The organism is Variovorax sp. P1_H12_2, assembly GCF_056405335.1.
Map to the genome: position 1 here is coordinate 1 of NZ_JBFUCI010000563.1, position 3,317 is coordinate 3,317.

Below are 3,317 nucleotides of genomic sequence, written 5' to 3' on the forward strand. Positions count from 1 at the left end.
GCTCAACCCGGGCAATGCCAGCCCGGCGCTCAACGAGGTGCCGACGCGCAGGGATGCCGTGGACGATGAGTTCCTGTTTCGCCAGGGGCCGACCAAGGGCTTGCAAAAGGTGCGTTTTCATGACTGGCGGCCGGTCTTTGCCAGCTTCGCTCACGTGCCGAACGTCGCCGTGTTCACCGAACAGATCGATGCGCTGCGATCCATGTTCGGCGGCGCTGCGCCGTCACCCTCGCAGCAGAAGGATCTGGACTTCATGCTCGCGATTGGGGAGATGTTCACGCTGGTGCCGTATGCCGAACTGATCCTCCAGCAGGCCGCGATCGCAGGCACCGAGACGGCGCTTGTGGATCAGATCTTCGATGTGCTTGTGCGCGACTTCTCAGGCTCCGCCCTCATGCTGTTCAACAAGCCATCGGCAACGGACGCGCAGCAGTCCGCCGCGCAGAGATGCATCCGCCGCCCTGCAGCGGATCGCGCCCGCTTCGAGACGGTCTGGGGGCAGGCGCGCAGCCTGGCGGGCGCGTATGAGATGAACCCCTGAGTTGACACGCACGCCGAGATCGACACAGGTCCACGTACGTGGACTACGTGGGCGCTGGGATTGTCAAACGGCGCAACGAAGCTAGTCTTCAGCTCTGCGACCCAAAAGATCGCCTCGGAGCGCGCGGTTTCGGTCGAAATTCAGGCCAGCGAGGTGAGCCATGACAACACGGCGCAAGGTGATCGAGATCGTCGGTGCGGCAGCTGCCACCGTTGCCTTCCCCGAGATCACTCGGGCTCAAGGGTCCAGCAGCGACCGGCGCAAGGCGCTCGACCACGTGGTCGTTCTCATGTTCGAGAACCGCTCATTCGACAATCTGCTGGGTCGCCTCTACGCACCGGGCGACGTCAAGTCCTTCGACGGGGTGATCGGCAAGGATCTCAAGAACCCCATCCCGGAATGGGCCGAGCATGGAGCCGAGCGCAAGTTCGTGCCCTACGTCATGTCGTCCACGATGAACACGCCGCAGCCGGATCCGGGCGAGGAGTACCCGCATATCAACACGGATCTGTACGGAACCCTGGACCCGAAGAACCGGTTCATGCCGCTGGCGCGCATGGTGGCTCCGTACAACGCGCCGAGCGATCCGCGCCGGCAGCCCACGATGGATGGATTCGTGATGGACTACATCAGCGCCTTCACGGCCGAGATGAAGCGGCAGCCCACCTACGACGAGTACGCGCAGATCATGACGGGGTACGCGCCGGAGCAGATGCCGGTGATGTCGGCGCTGGCTCGTGGCTTCGCCGTCTTCGACCACTGGTTCTGCGAGGTGCCGTCGCAGACTTTCACCAATCGCTCGTTCTTCCATGCGGGTACGGCTTCGGGATACGTCGTCAACATGTCCCCTCCCGACTCCTTTCCCGTTCACAACAAGGCAGAGACGCTCTTCGAACGCCTGGAGGCCAAGAGACTGACATGGCGCGTCTACTGCGATGCGCCAAGCCCAGCCTCCTTCACGGGGATCATTCACGCCTCGCGATTGCGCAACCGCTTCGCGACCAACTTCTCGACGGTGGCCGATTTCCTCGAGGACGCCAGAAGAGGCCGCCTGCCGACCTACTCGTTCATCGAACCGAACCTGTGGCATGGCCACAATGACATGCACCCGCCGATCTCGGCGCTGATGCACGGCCTGCCGTACGATCCGCCGTCCTCTCTGCTGGGTGGCGACGCGCTGCTGGCAACGGTCTACGACGCGGTCCGCTCGTCGACATCGTCGAGCGGATCGAACTACCTCAACACGTTCCTGCTGGTCGCCTTCGACGAATCGGGCGGCACCTACGACCATGTACCGCCTCCGTCCGCCGTGCCGCCGAACCGCTCGGCACCGGCCGGCCAGATGGGGTTCACGTTCAATCGATCTGGCGCGCGGGTGCCCGCCATCGGAATCTCGGCATGGGTTCCCGAGCGCACCGTGGTCAACGATGAATATCGCCACACCTCCGTGATCCAGACCCTGCGCAAGCGGTGGTCGCTCGGGCGCCCTCTCACCGCACGCGACGCCTCGGCGCCGGACCTCGCCCCTGTTCTTTCGCTCGGCAAGCCGAGGACACCGGATCAATGGCCTGACGTCGCCCCCCGGCCGGTTCCGAAGTTCGACGTCGCCCTGCTTCCTCCGGATCTGCCACTGTCGCCGCTCGGCAAGGCACTGGTGCATAGCATCTTGGCGTTGGAGAAAATGTTGGGCGCAACGGTGCCGACTATCTCGCCGGATGCCCAGCTGACGGGCGCAGAGGCCATTGAAATGATTCGCGACGATGCGTTCAAGCTCTTCCCGGGGTTGCGGACCAAAGCTTGATCTTCAACCCGAAAAGACCTGCGCCCAGTCGCGCTTCATGCTGACCACCTGGAGGCCGTACTCGTCCGCGTGATCGAGTGCTTCCGCCAGCGGGCTGAGGGGGAAGTCGCGGTCGTAGGCGAATTCTCTTTCCGGGTCGTCATGGTGCAACAGCAGCGCCAGGCGCGGCCCCTCGCCTGTTTGCGTGTACCTCAGCATCGCGAGATCACCGTCGGAATTCCCGAAGGCGAGGATCGGACGACGACCTATATGGCGGGAAATGCTGTTCACCTTGACCTCACGGTCGCTGAAGCTTTCGATTTCGGCCAGCTTGACCAGTTCGCCCCGTCCGTCGCGCATCTCGAACCGCGTCTTCATGCTGCTGCCGATCACTTCATCTCGCGCCACCCCGTAGAGCCTTTCGCTGCACGCGCGCATGAGGTCGATGCCACCGCCGGAGACGACAAAGGTCTTGAACCCGTTTTCGCGCAGGAAGTGCAGCAGTTCAATCTGTGGCTTGTATGTCAACTCGGTGAAGGGGYGCCCGAGCGTCGGATTCCTGGCAGAAGCGAGCCACTGCCGGGCGAGTTGACCAAACTCGTCCACCGTCGTGCCCGAGTGCACGGTTGCTGCAAGGTGCAGCAGGTCCTCTTTCTCGAGGGCCGGGATCTTGGTCATGTCGTGCTCGAGGAAGGTCTTGAACGGATCGCGTGTTCGAAACGATGGATCCGCTTGCGCCAACTGTTCTAGGCGTGCCCGCGCAAAGAAGAACTGGACCTGGAGGGGGCGCTCGCACCAAAGGGTGCCGTCGTTGTCGAAGGTCGCGATCCGATCGGACGGCGGCACGAAATCGGAACTGCCCGACCGGGTAATCCTTTCGACGAAGTCCACGATCGCAGTGCGCGACGGACCGTCGTTCCAACTGGAAAGCCTCTTCGGATTCATGCCCGCTCCTTGAAATTCCACGCCTTGAGTTTCCTGGCCGCAGTGCCGAAC

2 protein-coding genes and 1 pseudogene are annotated in these 3,317 nt (G+C 63.1%); 2 read left to right on the plus strand and 1 reads right to left on the minus strand.

The window, feature by feature from the left end; genetic code table 11:
* A pseudogene (locus AC1D2K_RS32345) lies at nt 1-541 on the plus strand (acyl-CoA dehydrogenase); the annotation flags it as partial.
* 160 nt (nt 542-701) lie between these two features.
* Nucleotides 702-2,342 carry an alkaline phosphatase family protein gene (locus AC1D2K_RS32350; protein WP_478094232.1) on the plus strand — a complete coding sequence of 547 codons (1,641 nt, stop codon included), beginning with the start codon at nt 702-704 and terminating at the stop codon, nt 2,340-2,342.
* 3 nt (nt 2,343-2,345) lie between these two features.
* On the opposite strand, the gene AC1D2K_RS32355 is transcribed toward AC1D2K_RS32350, so the two are convergent.
* Nucleotides 2,346-3,317 (minus strand): HAD family hydrolase (locus tag AC1D2K_RS32355; RefSeq protein ID WP_478094234.1); only part of this gene is annotated, 972 nt, incomplete at its 5' end.